Source organism: Brachybacterium sp. EE-P12, from assembly GCF_003711805.1.
Lineage (GTDB): Bacteria > Actinomycetota > Actinomycetes > Actinomycetales > Dermabacteraceae > Brachybacterium.
Window position 1 is genome coordinate 411,795 of sequence record NZ_QXCP01000009.1, and the last position, 25,420, is coordinate 437,214.

The window sequence follows — 25,420 nt, forward strand, 5'->3', positions numbered from 1 at the left end:
CGCGGTGGACGCGCGGGTCAGTGCTCGAGCAGACGGTCCACGCCGTCCAGCACCCGGTCGAGGTCCGGCAGGAAGGCGTGCTCCATGCGGGCGGGCGGGTAGGGCAGGTGGTAGCCGCCCACGCGCAGCACGGGCGCCTCGAGGTGGTAGAAGCACTGCTCGGAGATCCGTGCGGCGATCTCGCCGCCCAGCCCGCCGAGCACGGAGGCCTCGTGGACGATCAGCAGGCGGCCGGTGCGTCGCACCGAGTCCGCGATCGTCGGGTAGTCGACGGGGGCCAGCGAGCGCGCGTCGATGACCTCGAGGTCGATGCCCTCGGCCGCGGCGGCCTCGGCGCTCTCGAGCACCAGCGGCATGCTGGGCCCCCAGGCGAGCACGGTCGCATCCGTGCCGGGGCGCACCACCGCGGCCTGCCACGGGGAGAGCTCGGGGCGGTGGTCCATGTCGACGTCGCCCTTGACCCAGTAGCGGCGCTTGGGCTCGAGCATGATCACCGGGTCCTCGCTCTCGATCGCCTGACGGGTCATCCAGTAGGCGTCGTGGGAGGTGGCGGGGGCGAGGATCCGCAGCCCGGCGGTGTGGGCGAAGTACGTCTCGGGGCTCTCGGAGTGGTGCTCCACCGCGCCGATCCCGCCGCCGTGCGGGATGCGGATCACCAGCGGCATGTTCACGCGGCCACTGGTGCGGTTGTGCATCTTCGCGACCTGGGTGGTGATCTGGTTGAAGGCGGGGAAGACGAAGCCGTCGAACTGGATCTCGACGACGGGCCGGTAGCCGCGCACGGCCAGCCCCACGGCGGTGCCGACGATCCCGGCCTCCGCCAGCGGCGTGTCGACCACGCGCTGGGAGCCGAACTCGGCATGCAGCCCGTCGGTGACGCGGAAGACGCCGCCGAGAGGGCCGATGTCCTCGCCCATGAGCAGGACCTTGTCGTCGGCGGTCATCGCATCGCGCAGCCCGGCGGTGATGGCCTTCGCGATCGGGAGCGTGGTCGTCGCAGTGGAGGTGCTCATCGGCCCCCCTCTTCCTCGTCCTCGAACTGGGCGACGTAGGCGAGGTACTCCTCGCGCTCGGCGTCGACGATCGGGTGCGGCTCGGCGTAGGGGTGGTCGAACATGTGCACGGGGTCGGGGTCCTCCATGCCGTGGATGTGGTGGTGCAGCTGCATCGCGAGGTCGTGCGCCTCCTCGTCGCAGCGGGCCACGAAGGCCTCGTCGATCTCGCCGAGCTGCTCGAGGTGGCGGCGCAGGCGCAGGATCGGATCGCGCTCGGCCCACTCCTGCTCCTCCGCGGCGGGGCGGTAGCGGGAGGCGTCGTCGCTCGTGGTGTGCGCGGCCATGCGGTAGGTGAGCGACTCGACGAAGACGGGCCCCTTCCCTGCCCGCGCGGAGTCCAGCGCGCTGCGCACGGCGCCGAGCACGGCGAGCACGTCGTTGCCGTCCACGCGCACCGAGGGGATGCCCCAGCCGCGGGAGCGCTGGGCGAGCGGGACGCGGGACTGCACCGAGGTGGGCACGGAGATCGCCCACTGGTTGTTCTGCGTGTAGAACACCACCGGCGCCTGGAAGGAGGCGGCGAAGGTGAAGGACTCGGAGACCTCTCCCTCGCTCGAGGCGCCGTCGCCGAAGAGGGCGAGCACGGCGGTGTCGGTCTCCGCGTCGCCCGTGCCGACGACGCCGTCGCGCTGCAGGCCCATCGCGTAGCCGACGGCGTGCGGGGCCTGGGAGCCGAGCACGATCATGTACGGGTGGGTGCGCAGCTCGTTGGGGTCCCAGCCGCCGTGGCTGACGCCGCGGAACATCTCCAGCAGGCGCCAGGGCTCGATGCCGCGGGCCCAGGCGACGCCGTGCTCGCGATAGGTGGGCACCAGATAGTCCTGCTCGCGGGAGGCGTGGCCGGCGCCGATCTGCGCGGCCTCCTGGCCGAGCGCGCTCGCCCACAGGCCCAGCTGGCCCTGGCGCTGCAGGCTCGTCGCCTCGAGGTCCGCCGCGCGGATCATCACCATGTCGCGGTAGTAGCCGCGCAGGCGCTCGGGGGTTGCCAGATCCGCCTCCTCGAGCACGGCGTCGAGCTGCTCGTGCGGGGTGCGGGTGCCGTCGGGGCCCAGGAGCTGGACCATCGGCTCCTCGGTGGCGACGTCGGGGATCGTGGATCGGAAGATGCTCACGGGGGCGAGCGTAACCTACGGTGCCGTAAGTTCCAAGGAACCGTCCGTCGGCGCGCTCGGCGGCCGTCGCGGCGCGGAAGGCGGGCTCATGGGAGGCGGCCGCGGAGGCCCTGCACCACGGCGGCGCTCATCGCCCCTCCCCCGGCACGAGGCGCAGACGGGTGACGGGGCCGCGAGCCTCCGCGGCGGCGCCGGCGGCGGGGGCGGCGTGGGGCGGGGTGAGGGAGCCGAGCACCACGGGGGCGCGGGCGCCGGTGTGCGCGGTGCCGCCCGGGAGGGCGAGGGTGCCGGGCAGGCCGTGCACGGCGTGATGGCCGAGCAGGGCGATCAGCAGCGCCTCCTTCCCGTCGGCGGGGATGCCGAGGGCATCGGCGTCCAGCAGCGGGAGCGGTGCGAGGTGGGCGGCGAGCCGCTCGCGCAGCAGGGGGTTGCGGATCCCGCCCCCGGAGGCGACGACGCGGCGGGCGCCGAGCGGGACGACGGCGCGGGCGATCGTCACGGCGGTCAGCTCGACGAGGGTCGCCAGCAGATCGGGCAGGGTCAGCGCGGCCAGCGCCTCTTCGCCGAGGAGGCGGCGCACGTGCTCGGCATCGAAGTGCTCCCGGCCGGTGGAGCGCGGGAAGGGGCGGGCGTAGAAGGGCTCGCGCGTCAGCAGCGCGGCGAGCGCCGCCTCGTCGACGCTCCCCTGCCGGGCCAGGGCCGCGTCATGGTCGGCGGCCTCGCCGGTCGCGGCGTGGACGGCGGCGTCGAGCAGGGCGTTGCCGGGGCCGGTGTCGCCCGCGACGATCTCCGGGCCGCCGACGAGGGTGAGGTTCGCGATCCCGCCGATGTTCAGCACCGCGGTCGGCTGCTCGTGGCCCAGCAGCAGCTGATCCAGGAGCGGGGCCAGCGGCGCGCCCTGGCCGCCGCCGGCGACGTCGGCCGCGCGCAGGTCGTGCACGACGGGCGCTTCCGTGGCGGCGGCGATCCGGGAGGCGTCGCCGATCTGGAGGGTCGCGGCGACGGTGCCGTCCTCGCGCACGTCGTGGTGGACGGTCTGGCCGTGGGCGGCGACGAGGTCCGCGCCGCCGTGGGCCCCCAGCACCCGGGCGGCGGCTGCGGCGAAGGCGTCGCCGACGGCGGCGTGCAGGCGGTTCCAGGTCGCGACGTCGGCGGGGGCCGGAGGCAGCACCGCGCGCAGGGCGTCGCGGGTCCGGGCGGGCCAGGGCTCCTCGCCGAGGTGGAGCGGGCGCGCCTCGAGCACGGCGGGATCGGTGCGGTCGCGGGTGAACTCCACGAGCGCCACATCGATCGCGTCCAGGCTCGTGCCGGACATCATGCCGAGGACCCTCATCGCCCGTGCTCTCCGCCCTGCAGGAGCAGGTCGACGGCGGCGCGCATCATCGTGCGGCCCGCGCCGTGGGCGCGCACCAGCAGGCGGTGGTCGGGGGCGGCGTCGGGCACGCCGGTGTGGATCACGATCGTGTCGGGACGGGAGGCGAGCAGAGCGGCGAGGCGGCGGCCCTCCTCGGCGTCGCTGCGCGGCAGCCGCGTCACCGCCAGGAGCTGCGCGGCGGGGTCGATCGGCGCGGGAGGCTCGGGCGCTTCCGCGTCGATGCCGCGCTCCCGCAGCGCGGCGACCAGCTGCTGGGCGCGGGCACCGGAGGCGTGCTGGGCGCGGGCGCGCAGGTCGACGACGGCGACGGGGCATCGGCCCTCGAGGCGGGCGTGGTCGTGGCGGGAGCGGACGGCGCGGGCGGCGGCCTCGGCGCCGAGCTGCTCGAGGCGGGCGAGGGCGTCCTCGAGCTCGGGGGCGGGCACGAAGCGGCGCCGGGTGCGCAGGCTGCGCAGCCGCTGCCGGGTGCGCTCGGCCCTTTCGTGCAGGTCCTCGCGCGGGATGCGCCCGGAGCGGACCGCGGCGAGCACCGCGTCGTGCGCCTCGCGGAGCATCTGCTCGTCGTCGCGGCGCAGCGAGGTGCCCAGACACAGCAGATCCGCGCCCGCCTCGAGGGCGCGCACGGCCGCCTCCCCGTAGCCGGGGCGCTCGGCGACCGCGGCCATGTCGAGCGCGTCGGTGATGACCAGGCCGTGGAAGTCGCCGCCCACGGCCCGGTCCAGCAGCGGGCGGGACCAGGGCGAGATGGAGGCGGGCCCCTCCCCCAGGGCGGGCACGAGCACGTGAGCGGTCATCACCGCGTCGAGCCAGGGCGCGATCCTCCACGGAGCGAGGTGCTCGCGCTCGAACTCGGCGGCGTCGAGGTCGATCCGGGGCAGGGCGGTGTGGGAGTCGGCGGCGGTCGCGCCGTGGCCGGGGAAGTGCTTCGCGCAGGTGCCCAGGCCCGCCTCGATCAGCCCGGTCGCGACGGCGCGGGCGTGCAGGGCGACCCGGTCCGGCTCGTCCCCGAAGGCGCGCGTGCCGATCACGGGGTTCGCCGGGTCGGTGGAGACGTCGAGCACCGGGGCGAGGTCGAGGTCGATGTCGCAGGCGCTCAGCAGGTCTCCGAGCGCCCGCCCGGCGCGGCGGCTCAGGTCGGGGTCGCCGACCTCGCCGAGAGCCCAGGCGGTGGGCAGGGAGGAGCCGGTCGCGGCCTGCAGGCGGGTGACGTCCCCGCCCTCCTCGTCGATCGCGACCACGCAGTCCTCGGACCTCGCGTGGACGGCGCGGGCGAGGTCGCGGGCCGTCCGCGGATCAGGGGTGTTGTGCCCGAAGAGGATCACCGAGGCGAGGCCGCGGTCGAGGGCCTCCTGGAGGAAGGGCGGCACGGCGGTGCCGGTGAAGGGGGCCATGAGCACGCCGAGCACGTCGGCGTCATGGACGGGGCGGCCGTCATGGGCGGCTGCGGGATCGTCGGCGGTCTGCGGCATGCTTCAGCCTTGCACAGCGCCGGCGGTGATGCTGGGGGCGGGGCCCGGCCTCCTGGAGCTCCGTCCCGGACGAGCTGATCGACGAGCCGTTCCAGGAAGGCGGAACGGATCGTCGATCAGCTGGTCGGTCCGAGGCGAGGCCGGGCCTGTGCGCGCCGGTCGGTCAGGCGCGGACGGCGGCGGCCGCCTCGACCGCGGCGGCGAGCGCCTCGGGGGCGAGCACCGGCTGGCCGGCGTCGAGGTCGACGACGGGCAGCGGGCAGTCGCCGAGGTCCGGGACGGGCAGGCGCTCCCCGCCGCGGTTCATCGACTCGTGGGCGATGACGCCGGGCAGCGTGTACCGGGCGGCCTGCCAGGCGTTGACGACCGGCTGGTGCGAGTCCGCGACAGCACGCGCGAAGTCGTCGACGAGGAAGTGGTGGGCGCCCTCGTGGCCGTTGGGCATGCCCTGGAACTCGGCCGGCAGCCGCTCCTGGTGGTGCGCCCGGGCGGCACCGGCGACGAAGGCGTCGCGGAGGGTGGGCGAGACGTCGGCGAGGCGCGGGTCGTCCAGGCTCATGGTGCCCTCGGTGCGGATCAGCTCGGTCACCTCGAGCACGTCCTTCTTGTCGTGCCAGTAGGTGACGTCGATGGTCTCCTCGAACGAGGACTCCTCGCCGAAGAAGCGGAAGCGGCTCTCGCGCTTGTGGGAGGGGTAGCCGACGCGGCGCAGCTCGTTGGTGCGGAAGGCGCCGCCGTTGTCCATCTCGAACAGGGCGAAGGCGTTGGAGACGTCGTTGGCGAACATCGAGACGTCCTTGTCGAAGACGCCGTCGCCGCGGGTGTCGGGGCGGCCCAGCGCGGAGACGGAGACGGCGTGGCGCCCCTCGAGCACGCCGAGGATCCCGCCGAGGGAGTGGGTGGGGTACAGCAGGGGCGGGTAGGAGGCGGTGGACTTCCACTCCTCGCCGCCGGAGTACCTGTAGGCGTCGTAGAAGCCGAGGTCCATGTCGTGGACGTAGTCGCCCTCGGCGTAGAACACCTCGCCGAAGGCGCCGGAGCGGTGGATGCGGCGGGCGAGGACGACGGCGGCGTTGTACTGGCTGGTCTCGCCCATCATGTAGACGAGCCCGGTGCGCTGGACCTCCTCGGTGATCGCGCGGATCTCGTCCTCGCGGATGGCCATGGGCACGGCGGAGTAGACGTGCTTGCCGGCGCGGAGGGCGGCCAGGGCGTGCTCGCCGTGGGTCCAGCGCTGGGTGAAGATCGCGACGGCGTCGACGTCGGAGGCCAGGAGGTCCTCGAGGGTGTCGTAGCGGCCGGCGAAGTGCACGCCGCGCGCCTCGACGGCGTCGATCCGCTCGGGGACGGAGTCGACGGCGTAGAGCGCCTCGATCTCGGGGTGGGCGGCGAAGAGCTCCGCGAAATGGGATCCGAACTGGCCGATCCCGACGATGCCCAGCGTGAACGACATAATTCCTCCTTGAAACAAAGTGTTGGGAGGAACGCTACGGCACGGCGGGAGCCGACGGCAAGCCCGGCGCAGGGCCCGCGTCGGCCGCGGTGAAGCCGACGGGCCGGTCGACGTCGGCCCCGCGGCTCAGAGCCGGCGCCAGCGGCCCGAGCGCCACACGTGCCGCCAGGGCGGGACCTCGCGGCCCTGCGCGGCCATGCGGCGGCGCAGGTTCCGGCGGGTGATCAGCATCCCCGCCACGCCGATCGCCAGCAGCGGCAGCTGCACCGCGAAGGCGAGGCGGAAGGAGACGAGGTCGTAGTCCCCGCCGGGCCGCAGCAGGTCCAGCACCACGCCGATCAGCAGGATCGCGGTGAGCGCGCCGATGAAGCCGCCCATGATCACGGCGCCCGTCGCGGTGCCGAGCCGGTGGCGGGCGAGGTCGGTGCGGGGGAAGTCGAAGCCGACGGAGCTCGCGGGGCCGCCGATCGAGAAGCCCGAGACCAGCACGATCAGCAGCCACATCGGGGCAGGCCCCGGCCAGAGCAGCAGCGCCAGCAGGGGCACCACGATCGTGGCGACGATCAGCAGCACCAGGCTGGAGCGGCGCAGCGGATGGCGCTGGGTGAGCGCTCCGATCAGCGGGCCGCCGACGATCGCGACCACGACCAGCACGGTCATCACGGCGGAGGCCACGGGGCGGCTGAGCCCCTCCCCCGCGGTGAGATACGGATAGCCCCACATCATCGAGAACGCGATGCCGGGGAACCCGGCGGTGAAGTGGGTGAAGAATCCCAGCTGCGTCGAGGGATGGCGGATGATCCGCCCGAGCACGACGGGGATCCGGGCGAGGTCCTGCCTCACGCGCGGCCGCGCCACCCCCGGCGGGGTCGCCCGCACGGCGAGCAGCACCAGCAGCGCCGCGGCCGCGCTCATCCCGGCGGCGGAGGCGAAGGCGGGCGTCCAGCCCGCGACGCTGAGCAGGGCCACGAAGGGCACGGCCGAGAGGATCTGGCCGACCTGGCCGAGGATGCCGGTGAGCTGGGTCAGCAGCGGCACCCGGGCGGCGGGGAACCACGCCGGGACCAGGCGGATGGCGCTCGCGAAGGTGAGCGCGTCGCCGGCCCCGAGGACGATGCGGGCGATCATCGCCACGCCCACCGTCTCCGTCTGGGACATGAGCACCTGGCCGAGCGCCATCAGCACGGCACCGGAGGTGAGGGTCACCCGGGAGCCGAAGCGGTCCAGCAGCACCCCGGCCGGGATCTGGGTGAGGGCGTAGACGCCCAGCTGGAGCACCACGAAGGTCGAGACGATCGTCGCGGAGGCGCCGAAGCGGTCGGCCGCCTCGAGCCCGGCGACCCCCATCGTGGTGCGCTGCAGCACCGCGATCGCGTAGGCGGTGACCGCCGCGATCCACACCCCGTAGGCGCGGGGACCGCCGAGGGCGGCGGCGGGGACGGAGACGGCGCGGGCGGTCATGGAGTCCTTCGTGACAGGAGGTGCGGGGCGGCGAGCAGTCGGACCGGGCGCCTCGGGCGCCCGTCCCGCAGCGGCAGGGGCCCGACCTCGATCGAGGTTATCCGGGACCGAGGTCCCGGCGGTAGTGATGTCCGCCCGTTGCCGCGCGGCCCGGCTCCTCCGCCGCGGTGCACGGGCTGATCGGGTGGTTCGCGTGGACGTGGCCGCGCGGGAGCGGGCGGGGCCCGGGGGTCAGACCCCGCGCCACTCCTGCGCGATCGCGAGGAGGCGGTCGTCGGCCTCCTCCTCCGCGATCGTGGCGCGCACCCCGTCGTTGCCGTAGGCGCGCAGCACGAGCCCGCGCGCGTCGGCGAACTCGGCGAACTCACCCGAGCGCTCCCCGAGGGGGAAGTAGACGAAGTTGCCCTGGCTGGCGGGAAGGTTCCAGCCCTGAGCGCGGAGGCCGGCGAGCACGCGGGAGCGCTCGGCGCGGATCCGCTCGGCGCGGCGCTCGAGCTCCTCGGCCGCCGCGGGCTCGAGCGAGGCGAGCGCCGCGGCCTGTGCCGGGGCGGAGGCGCCGAAGGGGACGGTGACCTGGCCGAGCGCACGGGCCAGGCGCGGGTGCGCGACGGCGTAGCCGATCCGCAGCCCCGCCAGGCCCTGCAGCTTCGAGAAGGTGCGCAGCAGCACCACGTTGCCGTGGCGGCGGAAGATCCCGGCGGTGCCGAGCACCGTCGCGGGGTCGTGGAACTCGCGGTACGCCTCGTCGATCGCGACGACGACGTCCTGCGGCACCGCGGCGAGGAACTCCTCGACCTGCTCGGTGGTGAGCGAGGGGCCGGTGGGGTTGTTCGGGGTGCACAGCAGCACCAGTCGGGTGCGGTCGGTGATCGCTGCGGCCATCGCGGCGAGGTCGTGCTCGCCCGCCTCGGTCAGCGGCACGGGGACGGGCGTGCCGCCGTGGGAGCCGACGAGGATCGGGTAGGCCTCGAAGGAGCGCCAGGGGTGGACGACCTCGTCGCCCTCGCCGACCACGGCGCGCACGAGGTCGCCGGAGACGGCGACCGAGCCGGTCGACAGCGCGATCTGCGAGGGAGCCACCCCGTGCTTGCGCCCGAGCGCATCCCGCAGCTCCTGCGCGGCGGCGTCCGGATAACGGTGCGAGGACTCCAACGCGGCGACGGCGGCCTCGCGCACCGAGGCGATCGGCGGCAGGTGCGACTCGTTCGAGGAGACCTTGTAGCGGTGGATCCCGTCGTCGGCGGCGGGCTTCCCGGCCACGTAGGCGGGCAGGTCCTCGAGGGCGGGGCGCAGGCGGATGTTCTCGGCGGGCTCGTCGGGGCGGGCGGAGGGGGCGGACATGCCGCCAGGGTATGCCGCCTGTCGGCCGCGGGGCGGAGGAGTCCGGAGCCGCGCGGCGTCCCGTGCGGAGGTCCGGGTGGGGAGTCCTCCCCATGTCCTCCGGCGCGGTGGGCGGTGCAGGATGGCAGCGGCACAGGACCGTGCCGCGAGGGGGAGGACGGATGATGTTCTGGGGTGCGGACACCACACAGCTGTCGAAGCACGCGACAGTCACACACGGCGGGGCGGCACGACTGGAGACCCTGCTGGGGACGATCGAGCAGGTGGCTCTTTCGACGGAATGGACGGGGGCGGACGCCGAGTCGTTCCGGACGCGCGCACGCGCAGAGGTGGCCCGTGGTCTCGCGGCCGCCGATCTGCTGCGCGGTCTCGGGGCCGAGCTGACAGGCCATTCCGACGAGCAGGACGACGCCTCCGACGGCGACGACGGGCAGGGCTGCCCCGCCGTCGCCGCCGCCCTGACCCCCGAGACGCAGGACGAGCTGGACTCCCTGCTGGCCGACGCGCTCCACGACGGCGGCCTCGAGGACCTGCGCGGCAACTCGCGGGATCTCGACGCCCTGGCCGAGCGCCTCGCGGAGCTGACCCCCGAGGAGCGAGCGGAGTGGATCGCCGGGCTCGAGGACGACGAGCTCGCCGCGCTCAGGGACGCCATGGCCGCCGACGGGGACGGGCTGTTCTGGATGGGCGGCAACACGGACCAGTCCCGTCGAGCGCTGCTCGACCAGCTCCTGCGCGACGCGGACCCCGCGGACGTCGAGCGGATCTCCGAGCTCTTCCCCGAGCTGCACCCCGACGGCCGCGGCGGCGGCGATGCCGCCCAGGGAACCTACGACGTGAATCCCGACGGCACCGTCACGCCGCCAGGAGAGGTGGTGCCGGAGGACGCCTCGTGGCGGGACGTGAGCCAGGGCTCCTACGGGGACTGCGTCTCCATGGCGACGCTCGCGATGATGATGGACCAGGACCCTGGCTGGGCGGCGGAGCACGTGCAGGACAACGGCAACGGCACCGTGACCGTCACGCTCTACGACGAGAACGGCGACCCGGAGCCGATCACGATGCCCGAGGAGCTCCCCGCCGAGGACGGGAGAGTCGTCGGCGCGGGCCGAGGGCCGCTCGCAGACGACCCGACCTCCGCGACCTGGCCGAGCTACGTGGAGCGGGCACTCGCGATCCAGATGGGCGGCGACTACTCCGGCATCGAAGGCCACGGCAGCCCGGAGGTCGGCCCGAGACTGACGGGCCTCGACGTCGAGACGATCCCGCCGACCGATGCTGATGCCGCCTTCGACGCGGCCCGGAGGAGCGAGCCGATGGTCGTCGGCACCGCCGTGGAGCTCTCGGAGGGGGACACCCCACCGAGCGGCTGGCTCGGCGGGCACGGATACTGGGTCGACGGAGTCAGCACCGACGACTCCGGGGAAGAGGTGATCGTGCTGCGCAATCCGCACGGCCCCGACACCCCCACCGTCGAGCTGACCCGTGAACAGTACGAGAAGTACACCTCGAGCGCGGAGGTCCACCATGACTGACTCCCCCAGGGGCACCATCCATTCCGTCCGACCCTCGATCCCCGGTGCCTTCCCCCCGCTCCCGGAGCGAGGCGGCGAGCGTCTCGACGTCTCCCTCGGCTATGTCGCCCCCGGTCGTTCCGGACTCCGTGCTCGCATCTACACCGGTCCTGCGGGAGTCGAGGGGTCAGCGACCGTCGAGCACGAGGACCTGCACGTCGGAGACCGGTTCAGCAGTCGTGCCTGGCGATTCGAGGTCCTGCGCTTGAGCCTTGAGAAGGGTGCCGAGCTGCGACTGCTGCCCGAGGGTCATGATGACTGAGCGCACGACGGCCCGAACAGGATCGGCGCGGGGACCGAGGAACGGCCGTGCCCGGCGCGGCGCGCTGCTGCTCCTCACCCTCGGGCTGCTCGCCGGCTGCGGGCCGCTGGGCCCCGGCGCTCCCTCGGAGCCGTCCGCAGAGGGGCCGACCCTCCCGGCGACCCCCACCGGGATCAGAGGTCAGGACGCGGACGACGAGGCCTACGGAGAGGCCTGCAACGGCGAGGGCGCCTACTCGGTCGACTCCTCGGCAGAGCGCACTCTCGACGACGCCCCTTCACCCGACGGCACACAGCTCGCCGTCTCCCTCGGCTACACCGCCGAGGACGGGCCCCGTGCACGACTCTCCTTCTCGACCTCCGGGGAACCGGGAGCTCACGGGAACTTCGACGGCGAGGTGGGCGAGAGCAGCCGCTACGACGCCTGGACCATCACCATCCGCTCCATCTGCGACGGCGAGGTCGGGTTCGACGTCGACGAGGCGTGATCCGGACGACGACGCTGCCGGAGCACCCCCGCCGGACCGGCGCGGCAGACGGCCGGCCGATGCGGCAGGAAGTGGGGATAGCCCCGGTGCACCGTCCGGCCGAGGCAGGGACAATGGCCCCATGCGATTCCTCGGACACATCATCGTCACCGGCCTCGCGCTGTGGATCACGGCGCTGCTCCTGCCGGGCATGCATCTGGGCCAGAACAGCGCCAGCGTGCTCACGCAGGTGCTCACGATCGGCGCGATCGCGCTGATCCTCGCGCTGATCGACACCCTCGTGAAGCCGATCCTGTCGTTCCTCGCCTTCCCGATCACGTGCCTGACGCTGGGGCTGTTCCAGCTGGTGATCAACACGCTCATGCTGCTGCTGGCGAGCTGGGTGTCGGGCCTGGTGGGGCTCACCCTCGAGTTCGACTCCTTCTGGTGGGCGCTGCTGGCCGGCGTGATCATCGGGATCCTCTCCGCGATCGTCGAGGCCGTCACCGGGCTCGGCGAGCGCTCCGAGGGCTGATCGCTCCCGCCCGCACGAGCACCGCCGCCGGCCCTCCCGTCCCGGCCCCACGGGGCGGGAGGGCCTGCGATCATGAGGTATGAGTCGTCTCCAGACCGACATCACCGCCGATCTGCCCCGTCTCCGCGCCCTGCTCGCCGCCCGCCCCGTGCCGCCCGAGCCGGAGCTCGCCGCCCGCATCGAGGAGCACCTGCCCACCCTGCACAGCCTGTTCGTGCAGCTGTACGGCGACAGGGACGACTCCTTCGATGCGCTGGCCTCCGTGATGGAGCTGGTGGTCGACTCCTGGCAGCGCCGGCCCGCGGCGCTGCGCGACCTGGACGCACGCCGCACCGCCGACCCGACCTGGTTCGAGTCCCCCGCCATGCTGGGCGGGGTCTGCTACGTGGACCGCTACGCCGGTTCGCTGCGCGCCCTGCACGAGCACATCGGCTACTTCCAGGAGCTGGGCCTGACGTACCTGCACCTGATGCCGCTGTTCGACTCCCCCGCCGGCGAGGACGACGGCGGCTATGCGGTCAGCAGCTACCGGAAGGTGCGCGAGGGGCTGGGCACCATGGAGGAGCTCGCCGAGCTGGCCGCCGCCCTGCGCGAGGCCGGGATCTCCCTCGTGCTGGACTTCATCTTCAACCACACCAGCGACGAGCACGAATGGGCGCGGCGCGCCGTCGCGGGCGACCCGGAGTTCGAGGACTTCTACCTGATCTTCGAGGACCGCACCCTGCCGGACGCCTACGAGCGCACCACCCGCGAGATCTTCCCCGAGGACCATCCCGGCTCCTTCGTCCAGCTGGGCGACGGCCGGTGGATCTGGTCGACCTTCTACCACTTCCAGTGGGACCTGAACTACGCGAACCCCGCCGTGTTCCGGGCGATGGCCGAGGAGATGCTGTTCCTCGCCGGGCAGGGAGTGGAGGTGCTGCGGATGGATGCGGTCGCGTTCATCTGGAAACGGCTGGGCACGCCGTGCGAGTCGCTGCCGGAGGCGCACCTGCTGCTGCGGGCCTTCAATGCGGTGCTGCGCATGGCCGCGCCCGGGGTGCTGTTCAAGTCCGAGGCGATCGTCCACCCCGATGAGGTGGTCGAGTACATCGATCCGCTCGAGTGCCAGCTCTCCTACAACCCGCTGCAGATGGCGCTGACCTGGGAGGCGCTGGCCACGCGGGATGCGCGGCTGCTGTCCCAGGCGCTCGTGCGGCGCCACGCCCTGCCGGAGGGGACCGCGTGGGTGAACTACGTGCGCTCCCACGACGACATCGGCTGGACCTTCGCGGACGAGGACGCCGCAGAGCTCGGCATCGACGGCTTCTCCCATCGCCGCTTCCTCAACGACTTCTACACCGGCCGCTTCCCCGGCAGCTTCGCGCGCGGCGCCGCCTTCCAGGAGAACCCCCGCACCGGGGACGCCCGGGTGGCGGGCACGACGGCGGCGCTCGCGGGGGTGGAGACGGCCGACGCCGGCGGGGAGGACCGGGTGCTCCTCGCCCACGCGATCGCGCTGTCCACGGGTGGGCTGCCGCTGCTGTACCTGGGCGACGAGGTGGGCCAGTTCAACGACCACGACCACCGCAACCGCCCGGCGGAGGCCGACGACAGCCGCTGGGTGGGCCGGCCGATGCGCCCGGCCCAGGCCTATGCGGCCCGGCACGATCCCCGCACCGTGGCCGGACGGATCCATGCCCGCCTGCGGCGGATGATCACCGTGCGGAAGCGGACCCCCGAGCTCGGCGGCAACGCGCTGCTGCCCTTCGACGTGCCGCATCCCGCGGTGCTCGGCTATCAGCGGCCCGGGCTCGAGGAGCGGGCCGACGGACTTCCCGGTCAGCGGGTGCTGGTGCTCGCGAACGTCGGCGACCACCCCGCTCGAGTGCCCGCGGTGACGTTCTCCGGGCTCGAGCCCGGTGCTCACGAGCTGCTCGCCGACGAGGCGACGGACCTCGGCGACGGGCTCACGCTGCCCGCTCACGGGGTGCTGTGGCTGCGGGTGACGCCGCGCCCGGCCGGGTGACGGCGGGGCGCGGGACGCTCCGGCACGGGGGCGCGGCGGTCTGGGACAATGCCGCCATGGCTCACTCCTTCGCGGACATCACTCCCCCGATCGCCCTGACCCCGCTCGACGGCCGCTACCGCGGCCAGGTCGCGCCGCTGGTCGACCACCTGTCCGAGGCGGCGCTGAACCGCTCCCGCCTGGTGGTGGAGACCGAGTGGATGATCCACCTGCTGGACGGCGAGGTCATCCCCGGCCTGCGCACCCTCACCGATGACGAGCGGGCGCTGCTGCGGGCGATCCCGGAGGACTTCGGCGCAGAGGGCATCGCCGAGCACGCCGAGATCGAGCGGGAGACCGTCCACGACGTCAAGGCGATCGAGTACTACATCAAGCGCCGCCTGGCCGGCACCTCCCTCGAGCCGCTCGCCGAGGTCGTGCACATCTACTGCACCAGCGAGGACGTCAACAACCTCGCCTACGCCCTCATGATCCGCGGGGCCGTGCACGAGGTGTGGATGCCCGCCTTCGAGGCGCTGATCGGGGACCTCGAGGCCCTCGCCCGCGAGACCGCCGAGGTGCCGATGCTCTCGCGCACCCACGGCCAGGCCGCGACCCCCACCACGCTCGGCAAGGAGATCGCGGTCTTCGCGCACCGCCTGGGCCGGCAGGCGCGCCGCATCTCCGCGAACCGGATGCTCGGCAAGATCAACGGAGCGACCGGCACCTACGCCGCGCACGCGGTATCCGTGCCGGGTGCGGACTGGGAGCGCGTCGCCCGCACCTTCGTGGAGCACCTGGGCCTGACGTGGAACCCGCTGACCACCCAGATCGAGTCCCACGACTGGCAGGCCGAGGTCTACGCGGACATCGCCCGCGCCGGCCGGATCCTGCACAACCTCGCCACCGACGTGTGGACCTACATCTCGCTGGGCTACTTCCGCCAGCGCCTGTCCGCCCAGGGCGGCACCGGCTCCTCGACGATGCCGCACAAGGTCAACCCCATCCGCTTCGAGAACGCGGAGGCGAACCTGGAGATCTCCGGCGCGCTGCTGGACGTGCTCTCCCAGACCCTGGTCACCTCGCGCCTGCAGCGCGACCTCACCGACTCGACCACGCAGCGCAACGTCGGCCCCGCGCTCGGGCACTCCCTGCTCGCGATCGCGAACATCCGCAAGGGCCTGGCGGGCCTGGACGTGGATGCGGACGCGATGGCGGCAGACCTCGAGGGGAACTGGGAGGTGCTCGGCGAGGCGGTGCAGTCGGTGATGCGCACCCTGGGCGTGCAGGGCCATGAGGGCCTGGACAACCCCTACGAGCGGCTCAAGGAGCTCACCCGCGGCCACCGCGTGAACGGGGCGGGGATGCGCGAGTTCATCTCCTCGCTCGGCCTGCCCGAGGCGGAGCGGGAGCGGCTGCTGGCCCTGACCCCGCAGACCTACGTGGGCCTCGCCGCCCGGCTCGTCGACCACCTGGACGACGCGCGCGGCTGACCCCCGCGGCGCGCGGCGTCCCGCACGGCCGACGGCCCCTCCTGCTCACCGGAGCAGGAGGGGCCGTCGGCCGTCCGACAGGCCGAGGGGCCGTCGGCCGGCGGCACGAGGGCGGGGCGGGTGCCCCGATGGCTCAGCCGATCGCGCGGGGTCGCAGGTCCAGGCTCGCCACGACCGCGTCCTCCGGGGCGCGAAGCACGTACCCGATCGCGGCGGCGACCGTGGCGGGGCGCAGGTAGCGCTCCCGCTCGTACTCGCCCTGCTCGGCGGCGCGCAGCTCGTGCTGCATGTCGGTGTCGACCCGTCCGGGATGCACGGAGCTGACCCGCACCCCGTGGGAGGTCTCCTCCTGGCGCAGCGCATCGGTCCAGGCGCGCAGCGCGAACTTCGAGGCGGAGTACGCGCCGCGGTCGCCCTTGGCGTTGTAGCCGGAGCCGGAGTTCACGGCCACCACTGTGCCGCGCGCCTCGCGCAGCGCGGGCAGCAGCAGTCGCGTCAGCTCCGAGACGGCGGTGACGTTCACGGCGAAGTTCCGCTCCCAGTCCGCGGCGCTGAGCTCCGCGACGGACCCGCTGACCAGGATCCCCGCACAGTGGACGAGCCCGTCGAGGCCGTGGGGCAGGTCGAGCGCGGCGACGGCCGCGGCGGTCGCGACAGGATCGGTGAGCTCGGCGACGAAGGGCTCGGCCGACGACAGCTCGGCGGCGAGCGCGGCGAGGGCCTCCTCGTCGCGGCCGCCGAGGATCAGGTGGTGGTCGGCGGCGAGCTCATGGGCGAGGGCCCGCCCGATCCCCCGGTTCGCCCCGGTGACGAGGACGGCGGGACGGGCGGCAGGCTGTGCGGTGGTCATGCCCCCGAGTCTGGCACGACTGGGTGCCGGTGGGCTCTGCGCACCCGGTCCCTCGCACCCCCGCCGTGCAGGGGTGCTCGCGGTCCCCCGCCATGCAGGGTGAGAGCATGAGCGGATGCAGAGCTGGAGTCCGGGCCGCGGGTGGGTGCGCGCCGAGGTGCTGGTCGTCCTCGCGCTGTCGCTGGGGCGCAGCGCCGTCTACTCGCTGCTCGCCCTCGCCGAGGCGCTCGCGGCCGGTCCGCTCTCGACCCAGTCCACCGCGCTGAACCCCTCCCTGCAGGAGAACCCCTGGCTGGACCTGCTGCGCCAGCTGCTCTCGATCGGCTTCACCCTCGCGCCCGTCGGCCTCGTGGTGCTGCTGCTCGCGGCGACCGCGGGCTCGCTGCGCCAGGCGCTCGGGGACCTGGGGCTCGATCTCGCCCGGCCGGCGCGGGACCTGCTGCACGGCGTGCTGATCACGGCGGGGATCGGGATCCCGGGCCTCGCCGTGTATGCGCTGGGGCGGATGCTCGGCGCGACGGTCGAGGTGATCCCCGCGGCGCTCGGCGAGCACTGGTGGAGCGTGCCGGTCCTGGTGCTGCACGCGCTGAAGAACGCGGTGCTCGAGGAGGTGATCGTGGTGGGCTATCTGGTCCAGCGCCTCGAGCGCCTGGGCTGGTCGCCGCGCGCGATCGTGCTCGCCTCGGCCGTGCTGCGCGGGGCGTACCACACCTATCAGGGGGTGGGTCCGGGGCTCGCGAACCTCGTGATGGGGCTCGTGTTCGGGACCTGGTACCTGCGCACCCGGCGCGCGATGCCGCTGGTCATCGCGCACACCCTGCTGGACGTGGTCGCCTTCGTGGGCTACGCGCTGCTGAAGGACGTGCTCGGGATCTGAGCCCCGACCCGCCGTGGGGGCTTCATGGCGGCGCGGGGCTCCGTGGCGGCAGGCGACGGCGCGGCACCGGGCGCAGCTCAGAGGATGAAGGCCTCGCCGTCTCCGTCGGCCTCGATCGGGAGACCGGACTCGAACCACTCGTCCATGCCGCCGCCGACGTTGATCGCGTCGAAGCCGTTCGCGTTCAGCCACTGCGTGACCTGGAAGCTGCGCCCGCCGGTGCGGCAGACGATGTACAGGTCGTCGTCGGTCTCCGGGAGCCGGTCCAGGTTCTGCAGGAGCGTGCTCGCGGGCAGGTGCTGGGCACCGGGCGCATGGCCTGCGTCCCACTCGCTCTGCTCGCGCACGTCGATCAGATGCGCGCCCTCGGGCACGTCCTTCGGGGCGACGGTCTGCATGTCCTCCATGTCCATCGGCCCAGCCTAACGGCCCGGGGCAGGGCCTGGCAGGGCTGCGCGCGGGGCGTGGAGGAGCGGGGCAGGGTGATGGTCATGTACTGGCGTATGGCGTCCCGCTACGCCTCTATTGGCATAGTGGGACGCCATACGCCACCACCTGACCATCCGCCCTCGCCTCGGCGGGGCGGGGCGGGGCGGGGCCGGCTCGGCGCGGCGGGGCGGGGCCGGCTCGGCGGGCGCTCAGGCGCCGCGCTCGGCGTAGCGGCGCACGAGCGGGGACCCGATGAGCACCGCGGCGATCACCAGCGCATAGGCCCCGAGCACGCTCGCGAGGTACTGCACCGCCACGATCGGATCATTCGGGGCGCCGCCCAGCACCGCCATCACCACGAGCAGCGAGGTGAACGTCGCCAGCACCGAGCTCAGCAGCACCGGCAGGACGATCTCAGCGATCCGGGCCCGGTGGAGCTGGCCCACCTGGGCGCCGGCGATGTGCTGGGAGCGCAGCACCGGGGCCTGGTCGATGACGCGCGCGGTCTGGGTGACGCCGGTGCTGACCGCGGCGAGCACGGCGGCGATGCCCAGGGTGAGCAGCCCGCCGGTGGACATGGCGGTGGCCATCATGGCGTCCTCGGCCCCGCCGGTCCCGTCGTCGCGGGTGAGGAGGGCGAGGACGGTGAGGAAGCCCGCGATCACCAGGGCGAAGGTGATCCCGGAGACGGCGCGCCAGCCGGCCTTCGGATCGGCGGCCAGTCGGCGCGCGCCGACCAGCAGCCCGGGCACCGGGGCGGTCCGGGCGACGAACAGCGCGACGCCCCACACGATGAACGGCCCGACCACGTTCACGCCCGCGACGACCGCACCGATGAACAGGATCATCACCGCGAAGAAGACCATCCCGTCGGCGATCGGGCCCAGCAGCATCGAGCCGAACTGCGCGAACACGAGGAAGCCGACGATCAGCACCGCCCAGATGATGACCCGCAGCACGGACATGCGCACCACGCGCGAGTCGCGGGCGACGCCGAGGGGGCTGAGCACCACGCCGGTGAGGGAGACGGCGGCGGAGCCGGCCGCGAGCAGCACCATCCCGAGCACGAGCAGCGGGTAGGCCCACCAGGGCATGAGCAGATCCGCCGTGGTGAACGGGGTGATGCCGAAGTCGAGGGCGGTCAGCGCAGGGGTCACCACGAGGTGGAGCCCCACGCCGAGCAGCGCCCCGAGCAGGGCCTGCGCGGCGACGTCGAGCACGGCCACGCCGCCGACCTGCCCGCCGGTCCCGCCGACGAGCCGGATGGTGGCGAGGTCCTGCTCCCGGCGGGCCAGGGACAGCCGGGCCGCGGAGCCGCCGAGTCCGACGGCGCTCGGGATCAGCAGCACCGAGGCGACCATCGCACACATGACGAGGAAGGGGATCAGGGAGGCCTCCCCGCTCATGGCGGGGGCGTCTTCGGCAGGCAGGCGTCCCACGAACGCCGCGGCGCCGCCGAGCACCGTGCCGGTGATCGCGGTCGCGGCGGCGAAGGCGATCACGGGCAGGAGGTCGGCGAGGGCGCCGCGCCGGCGCAGCAGCAGCGGAGCGGAGGCGAGCAGCGCGTTCATCGGGGCATCCCCGCTGCCTGCGCCTCGGCCACCTGGGCGGGGGTCTGCGCCGTGGCCGGCGCGGACTCGGGGCGCACGTACTCGCGGGCGATGCGGCCGTCCCGCATGGCGACGGTGCGGCGGCAGGCCGCGGCGACCTTCGCGTCGTGCGTGACCATGACCAGGCTCGCGCCGGTCTCCAGGCACGAGTCCACGAGGGTGGACAGCACGGAGCGGCCGGTCTCCTGGTCCAGGGCGCCGGTGGGCTCGTCGGCGAAGACGACCGAGGGGCGGCCGGCGAGGGCGCGCGCGACCGCGACGCGCTGGGCCTGCCCGCCGGAGAGCTGGGTGGGGCGCCGGTCGTGCATCCCGCCCAGGCCCAGCCGGTCCAGCCAGGAGCGTGCCTCGGCGGTCGCGGCGCGACGGGAGGTGCCGCCCAGCATGCGCGGCAGGATCACGTTCTCGAGCGCGGTGAGCTCGGGCAGCAGCTGCCCGTCCTGGAAGACGAAGCCGAAGTCGCTGCGTCGCAGCAGGGTGCGGCGCTTCTCGCCGAGCTCGGCCAGGTTCTTCCCGTCCAGGCGCACGGTGCCGGCGGTGGGTTCGAGGATCCCCGCGAGCACGTGCAGCAGGGTCGTCTTCCCGCAGCCCGAAGGGCCCATGACGGCGAGCGAGTCCGCGCGGGCGATGTCGAGGTCCACGCCGTCCAGGGCCCGGGTGGCGGCCTGGTCGCGGCCGTAGGTGCGCACCAGGCCTCGGGCGGAGAGGATCGGCGCGGGGTGCGCGCCCGACGGGGCGGCGCCGGCCGCGGGAGCGGGTCCCTGATGCGGAGCGTGATTCTGATGCGGGGCGGGCGGTGCGGTGTTCATGGCATCCACGATCCGCCGCGGCCCTGTCCCCGCGCGTCAGCCCCCGGAGCGGTTCCGCGCCTGCGGGATCAGACCGTGGGATGACACGAGGGTGCGACCGCCGGCCGCCCTCTCAGGCTCCACCCACCCGCTGATCTCCTGCCGGCTCGTCCCTCGCCAGCACGTCGATCAGGCTCCACCCACCCGCTGATCTCCTGCCGGCTCGTCCCTCCCCAGCACGTCGATCAGGCTCCACCCACCCGCTGATCTCCTGCCGGCTCGTCCCTCCCCAGCACGTCGATCAGCCGAAGCGACCGGAGATGTAGTCCTCGGTCTGCGTGTTCGTGGGGTTGGTGAAGATCGTGTCGGTGTCGTCGATCTCGATGAGGCGGCCGGGCTTGCCGGTGCCGGCGATGTTGAAGAAGCCCGTGCGGTCCGAGACGCGGGAGGCCTGCTGCATGTTGTGCGTGACGATCACGATCGTGTAGTCCTCCTTCAGCTCGTGGATGAGGTCCTCGATCGCGAGGGTGGAGATCGGGTCGAGCGCCGAGCAGGGCTCGTCCATGAGGACCACCTCGGGCTTGACCGCGATGGTGCGTGCGATGCACAGGCGCTGCTGCTGCCCGCCGGAGAGCCCCATGCCGGGCTTGTCCAGGCGGTCCTTGACCTCGTTCCAGAGGTTCGCGCCCTTCAGCGCCCGCTCGACGAGCTCGTCGGCATCGGATCTCGAGATCCGACGATTGTTGAGCTTCACGCCGGCGAGCACGTTGTCGCGGATCGACATGGTCGGGAACGGGTTGGCCTTCTGGAACACCATCCCGACGCGGCGGCGCACGTTGACCGGGTCGATCTTCGGGTCGTAGATGTCCTCGCCGTTGATCTCGACCCGCCCCTTCGCGTAGGCGCCGGGGATGACCTCGTGCATGCGGTTCAGGGTGCGCAGGAAGGTCGACTTCCCGCAGCCGGAAGGGCCGATGAGCGCGGTCACCGAGCGAGGCCGGATCTGCATGTCGACGCCCTCCACGGCGAGGAAGTCGCCGTAGTAGATGTTCAGGTCCTCGACGTTGATGGGCTGGGGCGCTGCCATCAGGTGTCCTTTCGCGTGGGGCCCGGCTCAGCGGCTGAGCTTCGGGGAGAAGTAGTGGCTGATCAGTCGCGCGATGATGTTCAGGATCATGACGATGACGATCAGGGTGAAGGCGGCGGCCCAGGCACGATCGATGTTGGTGCTGATCGAGCAGGCGTACACCTCCTGGTTGACCGGGTTGGTGACGGTGTCCGACATGCAGTTCGCATTGCCGTTGCGGTACTGCTGGTTGATGAACGTCGGCAGGGTCGCCATGCGTCCGTCGAACATGTTCCAGTTCACCGAGGTGACCATGCCGACCGTGAGCAGCAGCGGGGCGGTCTCGCCGATCACGCGCGCGATAGCGAGGGTGATGCCGGTGGTCAGGCCCGCGATCGCGGTGCGCAGCACGACCTTGACGATCGTGAGCCACTTGGGAACGCCGAGCGCGTAGGCGGCCTCGCGCAGGTCCATCGGGACCAGCCGCAGCATCTCCTCGCTGTTGCGCACCACGGTGGGGATCATCAGCAGCGAGAGCGCGACCGCGCCCATGATGCCCATGCGCACGCTCTGATCGGGCATGAACGTGATGAACAGGGCGAGGCCGAACAGACCCGCGACGATCGAGGGGATGCCGGTCATGACGTCCACGAGGAAGGTCACGCCGCGGCCGAGGGTGCGCTTCCAGCCCTGGTCCGCATATTCGACCAGGAAGATCGCGGTGAACAGGCCGACGGGGATCGAGATCAGCGAGGCCCACAGCGTGATCAGCAGGGTGCCGACGATCGCGTGGGAGACGCCGCCGGCGTCCGCCCCTCCGATGATCCCGGACATGTCCGTGGTCCAGAAGGCGAGGGTGGTGGGCTTCGCGGCGAGGACGCGGGTCATGCCGCGGGCGACCACGGACCACAGCAGCGACAGCAGCGGGAACATCGAGATCGCGAAGGCGCCGATGACCAGCAGGGTCATCAGCCGGTCCTTCGCCCAGCGCGGGCCCTCCCGGACCAGGGAGTAGCCCCAGCCGAACAGGAGGTGCAGCACGAAGCCCAGCAGGATCGCGCTGGCGACGGAGAGTGCGTCGGCGATCGCGAGCACGGCGACGGCGACCAGCAGGCCCGCCAGCCCGGTCAGGAGGAGGTGGTACCAGGGCAGGCGCCGCTCGTCCCGGGGCCGGTGGGCCGAGGACGACGAGGACGAGCCGGTCGGCCGCATGTCGTTCGAGGTGCTCGCCGAGGTGTCGGTGGGGGTGCTCATGGGGACCTCTCAGCTCTTGGGCCCGCTGCGGGCGACGATCCACCGGGCGATGGCGTTGATGACGAAGGTCAGCACGAACAGCACCAGGCCGGTGAAGATGAGCAGGGACATGTCGACGCCGGAGGCCTCCGCCGACTTCGAGGCGATGTTCGCAGCGATCGAGTTGTGGCGGCCGACCTCGAGGATGTGCAGGGAGAAGGTCGCGCCGGGCGCGAGGATCATCAGCACGGCCATCGTCTCGCCGAGCGCGCGGCCGAGGCCCAGCATCGACGCGGCGACCACGCCGCCGCGGCCGAAGGGCAGCACGACGGTGCGGATGGTCTCCCAGCGGGTCGCGCCGAGGGCGAGCGCCGCCTCCTCCTGCAGACGCGGGGTCTGCAGGAACACCTCGCGGGAGACGGCGGTGATGATCGGCAGGACCATCACGGCCAGGACCACGGAGGCCGAGGCGAGATTGCGCATCGGCGCCGTCGGCTCCCCCGCGAACAGCGGGATCCAGCCGAAGTAGGTGTTGAGGAAGACGTAGAGCGGCTCGAGCTTGGGCACCAGCCACACCCCGCCCCACAGGCCGTAGACGACCGAGGGCACCGCGGCCAGCAGGTCGATCATGTAGCCGAGGCCCGAGGCCATGCGGCGCGGCGCGAAGTGGGAGATGAACAGGGCGATGCCGACGGAGACCGGGATCGCGATCAGCAGGGCGATCGCCGAGGCGAGCACGGTGCCGAACACGAGCGGCAGCGTGTACTCGACCAGCGAGAACTCGGCGGTGCCGGAGAACTCGCGGCTCGCGGTGATCGCGGGGATCGACTCGGTGGTCAGGAAGATCGCGACCGCGGCGAGGGTGACGAAGATGAGGAGCCCGGAGCCGATGCTCAGGACGGAGAAGACCGAGTCGCCCGCCCTGCGGCCGCCGGAGCTCATGGTGTCCGGAGCGGACCGCTCCTTCTCCGGGGCGGTGTCAGCTGTGCTCATGGGGACCTTCCTGCGAGCGCGTCCCGCGTGCGGGCCGCGGGGCCGGGATGACGTGGGCGGGGACGGCCGTGTCGCCGGGCCGGTCCGGCCCGGCGACACGGTCTGGGGACGAGGGCTCGATCAGCCGACGGTGATGGCGTCGATCGCGGTCTGCGCCTCGGAGCTGAGCTCGTCCGAGATCGGGGCGGAGCCCGCGGCCTCGGCGGCGGCCTGCTGGCCCTCCGAGGAGACGATGTAGGAGGCGTAGGCCTTCACGGCCTCGCCCTGAGCGGAGTCGGCGTAGGAGCCGCACAGCGCGAGATAGGAGACCAGGACGATCGGGTAGACGCCCTCCTCGGTGGTGGTGCGGTCGAGCTCCACGACGATGTCGTTCTCCTCGCGGCCCTCCTCGCGCGGGGAGACGTCGACGGCCTTGGCGGCGGCGTCGGCGCTGTACTCGACGAACTCCTCGCCGACCTGGATCGCGGCGGTGCCGAGGTTGCCGGCCTGGGAGGCGTCGGCGTAGCCGATGGTGCCGTTGCCGCCCTCGACGGTGGAGATCATGCCGGAGGTGCCGTCGCCGGACTGGCCGCCGTCGATGGGCCAGGTCTCGACCGGGCCGTGGGTCCAGGCGTCGGGAGCGTTCTCGGAGAGGTACTCGGTGAAGTTCTCGGTGGTGCCCGAGTCGTCGGAGCGGTGGACCGGCACGATGTCGAGGTCGGGCAGGTCGGCATCGGGGTTCGACTCGGCGATCGCCGGATCGTTCCAGTTGGTGATGTCCCCGGCGAAGATCCCGGCGATGACCTCGGGGGTGAGGTTCAGGGAGTCGACGCCCTCGATGTTGAACACGACGGCGATCGGCGAGATGTAGATCGGCAGGTCGAAGGCCTGCGAGTCGTTGCAGACCTCGGCGGAGGAGGCGAGCTCCTCCTCGTCGAGGGCCGCGTCGGTGCCGGCGAACTGCACCTGGCCGGAGAGGAACTGCTCACGGCCGGTGCCGGAGCCGGTGGGGTCGTAGGTGACCGTGAGGTCGCCGCCCTCGGCCTGGGTGAGGCCCATGAAGGACTCGCTCCACGCGGTCTGGGCGTTCTGGGCGGAGGAGGCGCCCGAGCCGGCGAGGTTGCCGGTCAGCTCGGCGTAGCCGCCGGACGCGGCGCCGCCGGCGTCCGAGCCGCCGCTCTCGCCGGCATCCGAGCCGCCGCAGGCCGACAGCGCGAGGCCGCCGACGAGTCCGAGCGCTGCGAGCGAGACGAGCTTGTTCTGGCGAACGTTCACTGCGAGTCCTTTCGGGGCCCAGGGGCCCGAGGTCTGCCTGCTGAGGTCTGTCAGCGGCGAACCTAGGGAGGGCAGGTGACACGGGACCCGTCCTTGTGTGAACAGCAGGTGAACAGGCCGCCGCAGTCGATGAACTCGCTGGTGGGAACGCAATTACGGTTGCGTCACACCGTCAGGTCGGCCTGGGCCGACGCGTGCCGGGGTGGGCCGTGCCACGTCCGCTCAGGGGTCGGGCGCGGAGCCCGTCTCGCTCAGCGGCCGGAGCTCGCGCTGAGCCCGACCACGACGATCGCGAAGATCACGTACGCCACGAAGGCCAGCAGGAGCAGCGTGCCCAGGATCGACAGCACCAGACCGGCGATCGCGAGGCCCCGGCCGCTCCTGGGCGAGGCCGCCTCCGGGGAGGTCTCCCGCATGCCCATGATCGACAGGACGAGCCCGAAGGGTCCCGTGATCCCGGTGCAGAGCGTGATCGACAGCAGGCCCAGGACGAAACCTGCGATGCCGAGTCCGGAGCTCGGCGGGGCCATGACCAGCGGGGAGGCGTACGGGCCGGGGACGCCGACGCCGTACGGCTGGGCGCCCGCATCGAACTGCGGGGCGCTGTAGCCGTTCTGCTCCGCCCCGTACGGCGACTGCGCCGCGCCGTAGGGCGACTGCTGGGCGGCGTACGGGTCCTGCTCGTGCCCGTCCGGGTCCTGCCCCCATTGCGTGCTCATCCGCGTCCCCTCTCCGTTCCG

23 protein-coding genes are annotated in these 25,420 nt (G+C 73.0%); 6 read left to right on the forward strand and 17 right to left on the reverse strand.

Going from position 1 to position 25,420, the window contains the following annotated elements; genetic code table 11:
- Positions 1-17: 17 nt before the first annotated feature.
- The 7 genes from D1648_RS14145 to D1648_RS14175 all read right to left on the reverse strand — a co-directional run bounded on the left by D1648_RS14145 (position 18) and on the right by D1648_RS14175 (position 9,266).
- Positions 18-1,013 carry an alpha-ketoacid dehydrogenase subunit beta gene (locus tag D1648_RS14145; protein ID WP_122942943.1) on the reverse strand — a complete coding sequence of 332 codons (996 nt, stop codon included), beginning with the start codon at positions 1,011-1,013 and terminating at the stop codon, positions 18-20.
- The gene (locus D1648_RS14150; protein WP_122943369.1) at positions 1,010-2,119 is read right to left on the reverse strand and encodes a thiamine pyrophosphate-dependent dehydrogenase E1 component subunit alpha; all 1,110 of its coding nucleotides are present in this window, start codon (positions 2,117-2,119) and stop codon (positions 1,010-1,012) included. Before D1648_RS14150 ends, D1648_RS14145 begins: the two co-directional genes overlap by 4 nt.
- 175 nt (positions 2,120-2,294) lie before the next feature.
- A complete protein-coding gene (locus D1648_RS14155; RefSeq protein WP_122942946.1) occupies positions 2,295-3,500 on the reverse strand; it encodes an anhydro-N-acetylmuramic acid kinase in 1,206 nt (401 codons plus the stop codon).
- Positions 3,497-5,011, reverse strand: a complete 1,515-nt coding sequence (locus D1648_RS14160) for a glycoside hydrolase family 3 N-terminal domain-containing protein (protein ID WP_122942948.1) — start codon at positions 5,009-5,011, stop codon at positions 3,497-3,499. Before D1648_RS14160 ends, D1648_RS14155 begins: the two co-directional genes overlap by 4 nt.
- A gap of 163 nt (positions 5,012-5,174) precedes the next feature.
- Positions 5,175-6,464: a Gfo/Idh/MocA family protein gene (locus tag D1648_RS14165; protein WP_122942951.1), complete on the reverse strand. Its 1,290-nt coding sequence runs from the start codon at positions 6,462-6,464 to the stop codon at positions 5,175-5,177.
- 126 nt (positions 6,465-6,590) lie between these two features.
- The gene (locus tag D1648_RS14170) at positions 6,591-7,925 is read right to left on the reverse strand and encodes a nitrate/nitrite transporter (protein WP_122942953.1); all 1,335 of its coding nucleotides are present in this window, start codon (positions 7,923-7,925) and stop codon (positions 6,591-6,593) included.
- Positions 7,926-8,156: 231 nt separating this feature from the next.
- Entirely contained in the window at positions 8,157-9,266 is a 1,110-nt protein-coding gene (locus tag D1648_RS14175) for a histidinol-phosphate transaminase (protein ID WP_122942955.1), read from the reverse strand.
- A 263-nt stretch (positions 9,267-9,529) separates the two neighbouring features.
- Between D1648_RS14175 and D1648_RS14180 the strand changes: the two genes are divergently transcribed.
- Complete coding sequence (locus D1648_RS14180) at positions 9,530-10,801, forward strand: C2 family cysteine protease (protein WP_126281996.1); 1,272 nt, start codon at positions 9,530-9,532, stop codon at positions 10,799-10,801.
- A gap of 166 nt (positions 10,802-10,967) precedes the next feature.
- Here the strand turns inward: D1648_RS14180 and D1648_RS18400 are convergent, their stop codons facing one another.
- Positions 10,968-11,093: a hypothetical protein gene (locus D1648_RS18400; RefSeq protein WP_255414297.1), complete on the reverse strand. Its 126-nt coding sequence runs from the start codon at positions 11,091-11,093 to the stop codon at positions 10,968-10,970.
- Position 11,094: 1 nt separating this feature from the next.
- Here D1648_RS18400 and D1648_RS14185 point away from each other — a divergent pair, with 1 nt between their 5' ends.
- The 4 genes from D1648_RS14185 (at position 11,095) to purB (ending at position 15,583) form a co-directional block, all read left to right on the forward strand.
- Positions 11,095-11,589, forward strand: coding sequence for a hypothetical protein (locus D1648_RS14185; RefSeq protein ID WP_122942960.1), 495 nt, complete (start codon positions 11,095-11,097; stop codon positions 11,587-11,589).
- A gap of 121 nt (positions 11,590-11,710) precedes the next feature.
- Entirely contained in the window at positions 11,711-12,103 is a 393-nt protein-coding gene (locus tag D1648_RS14190) for a phage holin family protein (RefSeq protein ID WP_122942962.1), read from the forward strand.
- Positions 12,104-12,182: 79 nt separating this feature from the next.
- On the forward strand, positions 12,183-14,111 hold the full coding sequence (locus tag D1648_RS14195; protein ID WP_122942965.1) for an alpha-amylase family protein: 1,929 nt from the start codon (positions 12,183-12,185) through the stop codon (positions 14,109-14,111).
- A gap of 56 nt (positions 14,112-14,167) precedes the next feature.
- Positions 14,168-15,583, forward strand: coding sequence for an adenylosuccinate lyase (gene purB / locus D1648_RS14200; protein ID WP_122942967.1), 1,416 nt, complete (start codon positions 14,168-14,170; stop codon positions 15,581-15,583).
- A gap of 133 nt (positions 15,584-15,716) precedes the next feature.
- Here the strand turns inward: purB and D1648_RS14205 are convergent, their stop codons facing one another.
- Positions 15,717-16,433: an SDR family oxidoreductase gene (locus D1648_RS14205; RefSeq protein WP_122942969.1), complete on the reverse strand. Its 717-nt coding sequence runs from the start codon at positions 16,431-16,433 to the stop codon at positions 15,717-15,719.
- 115 nt (positions 16,434-16,548) lie between these two features.
- Here D1648_RS14205 and D1648_RS14210 point away from each other — a divergent pair, with 115 nt between their 5' ends.
- Entirely contained in the window at positions 16,549-17,310 is a 762-nt protein-coding gene (locus tag D1648_RS14210) for a CPBP family intramembrane glutamic endopeptidase (RefSeq protein WP_122942971.1), read from the forward strand.
- A 77-nt stretch (positions 17,311-17,387) separates the two neighbouring features.
- Here the strand turns inward: D1648_RS14210 and D1648_RS14215 are convergent, their stop codons facing one another.
- From D1648_RS14215 to D1648_RS14250, 8 genes are all read right to left on the reverse strand, one after another.
- Positions 17,388-17,717 carry a rhodanese-like domain-containing protein gene (locus D1648_RS14215; protein ID WP_122942973.1) on the reverse strand — a complete coding sequence of 110 codons (330 nt, stop codon included), beginning with the start codon at positions 17,715-17,717 and terminating at the stop codon, positions 17,388-17,390.
- Between the two features lie 231 nt (positions 17,718-17,948).
- Positions 17,949-19,310, reverse strand: a complete 1,362-nt coding sequence (locus D1648_RS14220; protein ID WP_122942975.1) for an FtsX-like permease family protein — start codon at positions 19,308-19,310, stop codon at positions 17,949-17,951.
- Positions 19,307-20,155, reverse strand: coding sequence for an ABC transporter ATP-binding protein (locus D1648_RS14225; RefSeq protein ID WP_122942977.1), 849 nt, complete (start codon positions 20,153-20,155; stop codon positions 19,307-19,309). The genes D1648_RS14220 and D1648_RS14225 overlap by 4 nt, the downstream gene beginning before the upstream one ends.
- A 280-nt stretch (positions 20,156-20,435) precedes the next feature.
- The gene (gene pstB / locus D1648_RS14230) at positions 20,436-21,221 is read right to left on the reverse strand and encodes a phosphate ABC transporter ATP-binding protein PstB (RefSeq protein ID WP_122942979.1); all 786 of its coding nucleotides are present in this window, start codon (positions 21,219-21,221) and stop codon (positions 20,436-20,438) included.
- A 27-nt stretch (positions 21,222-21,248) separates the two neighbouring features.
- Positions 21,249-22,412 carry a phosphate ABC transporter permease PstA gene (gene pstA / locus D1648_RS14235; RefSeq protein ID WP_122943371.1) on the reverse strand — a complete coding sequence of 388 codons (1,164 nt, stop codon included), beginning with the start codon at positions 22,410-22,412 and terminating at the stop codon, positions 21,249-21,251.
- A gap of 51 nt (positions 22,413-22,463) precedes the next feature.
- The gene (gene pstC / locus D1648_RS14240) at positions 22,464-23,426 is read right to left on the reverse strand and encodes a phosphate ABC transporter permease subunit PstC (RefSeq protein ID WP_122942982.1); all 963 of its coding nucleotides are present in this window, start codon (positions 23,424-23,426) and stop codon (positions 22,464-22,466) included.
- Between the two features lie 120 nt (positions 23,427-23,546).
- Positions 23,547-24,680, reverse strand: a complete 1,134-nt coding sequence (gene pstS / locus D1648_RS14245) for a phosphate ABC transporter substrate-binding protein PstS (protein WP_122942984.1) — start codon at positions 24,678-24,680, stop codon at positions 23,547-23,549.
- 251 nt (positions 24,681-24,931) lie between these two features.
- Positions 24,932-25,399: a DUF4190 domain-containing protein gene (locus tag D1648_RS14250; protein ID WP_122942986.1), complete on the reverse strand. Its 468-nt coding sequence runs from the start codon at positions 25,397-25,399 to the stop codon at positions 24,932-24,934.
- Positions 25,400-25,420 lie beyond the last annotated feature (21 nt).